Annotated in this window: 3 protein-coding genes and 1 tRNA gene; 2 read left to right on the top strand and 2 right to left on the bottom strand. The window is 50.4% G+C overall.

Annotated elements, in window-relative coordinates; translation table 11 throughout:
* Positions 1 to 172: 172 nt before the first annotated feature.
* Together yicI and ACNQ0T_RS14375 are read right to left on the bottom strand one after the other, a co-directional pair.
* Complete coding sequence (gene yicI, locus ACNQ0T_RS14380) at positions 173 to 2,491, bottom strand: alpha-xylosidase (protein ID WP_417930179.1); 2,319 nt, start codon at positions 2,489 to 2,491, stop codon at positions 173 to 175.
* A gap of 12 nt (positions 2,492 to 2,503) precedes the next feature.
* Positions 2,504 to 3,895 (bottom strand): glycoside-pentoside-hexuronide family transporter, encoded by a 1,392-nt coding sequence (locus tag ACNQ0T_RS14375; RefSeq protein ID WP_015570055.1) that lies wholly within the window; start codon positions 3,893 to 3,895, stop codon positions 2,504 to 2,506.
* A gap of 286 nt (positions 3,896 to 4,181) precedes the next feature.
* On the opposite strand from ACNQ0T_RS14375, the gene ACNQ0T_RS14370 reads away from it, so the two are divergent.
* Together ACNQ0T_RS14370 and ACNQ0T_RS14365 are read left to right on the top strand one after the other, a co-directional pair.
* Positions 4,182 to 4,276, top strand: a tRNA-Sec gene (locus ACNQ0T_RS14370).
* Between the two features lie 50 nt (positions 4,277 to 4,326).
* Positions 4,327 to 6,084 carry a hypothetical protein gene (locus tag ACNQ0T_RS14365; protein WP_324286093.1) on the top strand — a complete coding sequence of 586 codons (1,758 nt, stop codon included), beginning with the start codon at positions 4,327 to 4,329 and terminating at the stop codon, positions 6,082 to 6,084.
* Position 6,085: the final 1 nt, after the last annotated feature.

Below are 6,085 nucleotides of genomic sequence, written 5' to 3'. Positions count from 1 at the left end.
GATTTACAGCCGGACCAGGGCATCGCTGACAGCCCTCAGTCATTTAGAAAGCAACTTTATTGCTTCTGCATAAAAAAATTACTGGGGATCCCTCAGCCCCGTGGGTGAGGGCATCAGACCGCATAATTACCGTAGGCCCGGTAAGCGAAGCGCCACCGGGCATTTTTACGGCTCAGAGGTGAACCACCACCTCATCCCCGTCGGCTTTCACCACCACACCCCACTCGCTGCCCACATGTGAACCGCCTTTTACGCCGCCGACCTTCTGCACGTTGCGCAAGCACACCGACCAGTTTTGCGCATCTCCCGCGCCGGTAAAGGTCACGACGTCGCCCTGACGTGACGCCTTCAGCGTAAACACCACAGAACCGTCCGCCGCAGGCACTTCGCTTACCGCCGTTGCGCCATCGCTCAGGTTGAAGAGCTGGAAGGTTGTCCCCTCGTGCCACGCATAGTCCGGCTTCTGGTTATTATTGCCGAGCGCCAGCAGCGTGTTGTCGCGCACATAGACCGGCAGGCTCTGGAAATCGTGCTGCTGCTTATGCCAGCGGCTGCCCTCGATTACATCGTTGTGCCACAGGTGCGTCCAGCGCCCTTCCGGCAGCCAGAACTGCACGTCGCCCGCCTCGGAGAACACCGGCGCCACCATCATTGAATCCCCCAGCATGTACTGGCGGTCAAGGTAATCGCACGCCGGGTCGTCCGGGAACTCCAGCATCATCGCCCGCAGCATCGGCGTGCCGAACTCGCGGGCCAGCGCAGCCTGACGATACAGGTACGGCATCAGCTGGCATTTCAGCTGGGTGAAGTGGCGCACCACGTCGCAGGACTCGTCATCGTACGCCCACGGCACACGGTAGGATTTGCTGCCGTGCAGGCGGCTGTGGCTGGAGAACAGCCCGAAAGCGCACCAGCGCTTATAGACGTGCGCCGGAGCGGTGTTTTCAAACCCGCCGATATCGTGGCTCCAGAATCCGAAGCCGGACAGGCCAATCGACAGCCCGCCGCGCAGGCTTTCCGCCATCGATTCATAGTTGGCGTAGCAGTCGCCGCCCCAATGCACCGGGAACTGTTGCGCTCCCACGGAGGCAGAACGGGCAAACAGCACCGCCTCTTCTTCTCCCACCGTCTCTTTCAGCACGTTCCACACCAGTTCGTTGTAGATGTAGGCGTAATGGTTGTGCATCTTCTGCGGATCGGAACCGTCAAACCACTGGACGTCCGTCGGGATACGCTCGCCGAAGTCGGTCTTGAAGCAGTCGACGCCGATCTCCACCAGGCCTTTCAGCTTGTCGGCGTACCACCGGCACGCGTCCGGGTTGGTGAAGTCGTAGATCGCCAGCCCCGGCTGCCATTTGTCCCACTGCCACAGGGAGCCGTCCGGGCGCTTGAGCAGGTAGCCCTTCTCTTTCAGCTCACGGAAGATCGGCGATTTCTGGCCGATGTACGGGTTGATCCACACGCAGACCTTCAGCCCTTTCTCTTTCAGGCGGCGGATCATCCCTTCCGGGTCGGGGAAGGTCACCGGGTCCCACTCAAAATCGCACCACTGGAAGGCCTTCATCCAGAAGCAGTCGAAGTGGAACACGTGAAGCGGCAGGTCGCGCTCGGCCATGCCGTCGATAAAGCTGTTGACCGTCGCTTCGTCGTAGTTAGTGGTGAAGGAGGTGGTCAGCCACAGGCCGAACGACCACGCCGGCGGCAGCGCCGGACGCCCGGTGAACTGCGTATAGCGGTTTAATACCTCTTTTGGCGTCGGGCCGTCGATCACGAAGTACTCCAGATACTCCCCTTCCACGCTGAACTGCACTTTGGACACTTTCTCGGAGCCGACTTCAAACGAGACATTTTCCGGGTGATTCACCAGCACGCCATAACCACGGTTGGTCAGGTAGAACGGGATGTTTTTGTAGGACTGCTCGGTGCTGGTGCCGCCGTCGCGGTTCCAGGTTTCGACCGTCTGACCGTTGCGCACCAGGGCGGTAAAGCGCTCGCCCAGGCCGTAGACCGTTTCCCCCACGCCCAGATCCAGACGTTCAAACACATAGTTGCGATCGGTGTTGGTATCCTGCACGTAGCCGTTGTTTTTCAGCTGGCTGCCGGTAATGCGCTGGCCGTTGCGCAGGAAATCCAGCGCCCAGAACTCGCCTTTGGTGACGCGCACGCTGGCGCTGCCGCTTTTCAGCTCGGCAAATTCGGCGTTGTTTTCAATCTCTACCTTCACGTCTTTCAGAACGTTCAGCGGATAGTGCGGGCCGTTGTTCAGCGCGCCCTGGAAGTGCTCAATGCGCACCCCGACAATCCCTTCCTGCGGGGCAAACAGGCGCACCGTGAACATCAACGTGTCGAGCTGCCAGGTGCGTTCGCGCACGTCACGCGGCGCGACGTACACCACCAGGTCATTGCCCTGCTGCTCCACGTCGAACACCTGAACCGGATACGTCACGTTAAGGCCCGGTTGGATAAGCCAGTTTCCATCACTGATTTTCATGCTTACGTCCTCTTAGTTCTGCAATTCTTTACTGACCGGCAGGTTTTCAAACTCCTGCTGATTGCGGCGCGCACCTTGCGCCAGCTCGCGCAGGATTTTGGTCAGGAAGGGGGTTTTCAGCGTGTAGTAGCGTTTGGCGATAATGGCGCTCAGCACGTAGCAGATCGCCGGAGCCAGCGTAAACAGACCGATAATGATGCTGATGGTCGCGCTGTTCTGGGTTTTGGCTGCCGCGTCGTAGCCGCCGCCTGCCAGCATCCATCCGATCATCGCCCCGCCCAGCGCCAGGCCGAGTTTCAGCACAAACAGCGTGCCTGCAAAGCTGATGCCGGTCAGGCGTTTGCCGTTGGTCCATTCGCCGTAGTCGACGGTATCGGACATCATAACCCACTGAATCGGCGTCACCAGTTGATGCAGCACGCCGATAACGAAGATGAAGCCGAACATCAGCACGGTGGCATGCATCGGCACGAAGAACATCGCCACGCTGACCACCGCCAGCGCGGCGTTGGTCCACCAGAAGATGCTGACCTTACACTTCCAGTCGGTGAGCGGTTTCGCCAGCGCGGAGCCAATCAGGTTGCCGACGCAGTAGGTGGTGAGGAACGCGACGAACACTTCCGGCGAGCCCATGATCCAGGTGCAGTAATACATCATCGCGCCGCCGCGCACGCAGACGGCGAGAATGTTGAGGATGGTCAGCACGCCGACGATGCGCCACTGGTCGTTTTGCCAGATATCACGCAGATCTTCACGCATGGAGGTGGTGCTCGGCGGCACCTGGATGCGCTCTTTGGTGGTGAAGAAGCAGAACGCCAGCATCAGGAACGCGACCACCGACAGCACGGCGATCCCGCCCTGGAAGCCGAACGCCTTATCGTCGCCGCCGATCAGGTTCACCAGCGGCATCATCAGCACCGTGGAGAGCATGCCGCCCGCCGTCGCCAGCACAAAGCGCCAGGACTGGAGGGAGATACGCTGCGTCGGGTCGTTGGTAATTACGCCGCCCAGCGCGCAGTAGGGGATGTTGACCACGGTATAGAGCAGGGTCAGCAGCGTGTAGGTGATGGCTGCGTAAACCATTTTGCCGTTAAGGCTGAGGTCCGGCGTGGTATACGCCAGCACGCAGACGATGCCGAACGGGATCGCGCCGAACAAAATCCACGGACGGAACTTGCCCCAGCGGCTGCGGGTGCGGTCGGCAATCAGCCCCATGCAGGGGTCGGAGATCGCATCCAGCGCGCGGGCCAGCAGGAACATGGTGCCGACAAACCCGGCGGGAATACCAAAAATATCGGTGTAGAAAAACATCATATAAAGCATGACGTTATCAAAAATGATGTGGCTGGCGGCGTCTCCCATGCCGTAGCCAATCTTCTCTTTTACTGACAGGACTTCGCTCATCTTTTTATCCTTCACGCTGTAGGGGGCGCTGAGACCGGTTACCGTTTTTTAAACCATTGTTTCAGGAGCGGGTATTGCGTTTTCTGGTTAGCAGATTACGTTTCTTGTTTTTTGTGATCGGGATAAAGGTTGGTGAGCACAAAATGCTAACCTGAGGATTTTCTTAAGAATTAGCTGAAACAGGGGGGTTAAGGTCAAAAGAGCGGTGAAAAAAGTGGTGTGGGGTATGTGGTAAATGCCTGAAAGTAGCTATAATGCGCCCGCCTCCATGTAGCAATGCAGGCGCGGAAGATCGTCATCTCCGGTGAGGTGGCTGGACTTCAAATCCAGTTGGGGGCGCCAGCGTTCCCGGGCAGGTTCGACTCCTGTGATCTTCCGCCAAAAATGCACTATGTTCCCATAAAATTTTTAAGCAATTTGAGGGCAATGTTATGCGCTATCGTGGCATTCGAAAATGGGTCAATCCAAGCCAATCACAACATTTACTTTATTTCGCGCAAACTTTTGAGGAAATGTTTTTTACCTTCAGCCTAGACACATATAAACCATCCGCAATGAATGCCAGCTTGCTTTGTAATGAGGCATTAATTGTGATTGCCGCCGTTGAGTCTGGTGATATAAAAGAACCAAATATAAAACATGTTTTGAGTGAACTTTGCGAAAATCTTGAGAAAGATGAAATAGCTCAAAGTCTCATTGATGAGGAATTGAAAGATATAAATGCTATATTAAAAAATGACAAAGTAGATATCTCATCCAAGAAAACCACTATTGAGATTTTATCTAATTACCTTTCATTAAGAAAATACAAAGAAAAAAATGAAGAATTACTTTCTGATGCTATAATAAAGAACTCGGATTTTAATAGAATAAGGAAACTTGCTCGTAGTTATGCCACTACGCTGTTAAATTTTGGCTTTAGCGATAAATATATATATTATGCAACACTATCATATTTCTACCATGACTCTGAAAGAATTGAAAACAACTCAAATATAAATAATTTTTTTAAAAAATTTCCAAGTAAAACAGAAAAATACACCGTTATATATAAAGCATCCTTCCTTTTTGAAAAACTAAAAGACGCATGTGCAAATTTCAAAATTGTTATCGATAAAGAATTTCCGATAAAGGAAGGGATTTTTTCAGATAATAACACGCGGAATATATTATCGAAACATGACGGTGTATATTTATTATTAGATGATATACCTGCACGTGATTTCGACTCTGCAAAAGCAAAAGCGGATCATTTATTAAAAATTTTCGGCACTCTCTTTTCGTTATTTCATCACAAGGAGACTTTAGATTTCAAAGACGACTGTTTGATAATAAATAAAGAAAGTGAACAACTTACTAAAAGAGGAAAGCAAGTTAACGCAATGCATAAATGCGTTGATATGAAAGCACAAAAATCATCAAGAATCCTTAATGAATTCATTTCCAATTTCAGACTTGAAGAGGACTCTTTTGATAAATTTACCAATGCTGCACAACTACATTCACTTGCTTTAAATAGCGGCTCCGAACAAAATCAACTAATTAACCTCTGGATTGCACTTGAATCTATAATTCCAACAAATGGTAATGTAAGCAATATTGAAAATATAATTAATTCCACTTTACCATTTTTGAATATGATGTATTACAAAAGACTTGTTAATAAATTAATAGCTGACATCCTTAATTGGAACAGACGAGCAGGGATTAATGCAGTAAAATCCATTTCTGGCGCAAATCTTTATATAAAATACATTAAACTTTTTGCTTTAGAAGAAAACAAACATATACTTACAACTCTGAAGGAAAAAACAAGAGATTTCCATTTACTTAAAGATAGAATTTGTTTTTTTGAAGAGTTATTTAAATCTCCAAAAAATATCTTAAATGGCTTAGACATACATGGTCAAAGAGTTGCACAACAGATAAGACGTATTTACAGAGCCAGGAACCTTATAGTTCATACAGGGAATCTCCCTAGTTACACATCCATACTTATTGAAAATTTACATGACTATTTAGATGTGGTTATAGGTACACTCATTGAGCTGAATATTTCTCAGAGAAGAATATCTACTATTTCACAAGGATTTAAAATGATGGAAATTAGATACTCTTCTTATCGAAGAAAACTCGAGGTTAAAAACCTACAATTTAAAGAAGATAATATTGATTCTTTGTTCCATTAAT

Source organism: Enterobacter cloacae complex sp.6700776, from assembly GCF_048284255.1.
Taxonomy (GTDB): domain Bacteria; phylum Pseudomonadota; class Gammaproteobacteria; order Enterobacterales; family Enterobacteriaceae; genus Enterobacter; species Enterobacter intestinihominis.
The sequence above is the reverse complement of the archived record's forward strand: the minus strand, read 5'-3'. Positions and strand labels throughout refer to the sequence as shown.

Excerpts from the sequence above, each read along its gene's own strand:
- yicI (WP_417930179.1), bottom strand. The coding sequence starts at position 2,491 with ATGAAAATCAGTGATGGAAACTGGCTTATCCAACCGGGCCTTAACGTG.
- ACNQ0T_RS14375 (WP_015570055.1), bottom strand. The coding sequence starts at position 3,895 with ATGAGCGAAGTCCTGTCAGTAAAAGAGAAGATTGGCTACGGCATGGGA.
- ACNQ0T_RS14365 (WP_324286093.1), top strand. The coding sequence starts at position 4,327 with ATGCGCTATCGTGGCATTCGAAAATGGGTCAATCCAAGCCAATCACAA.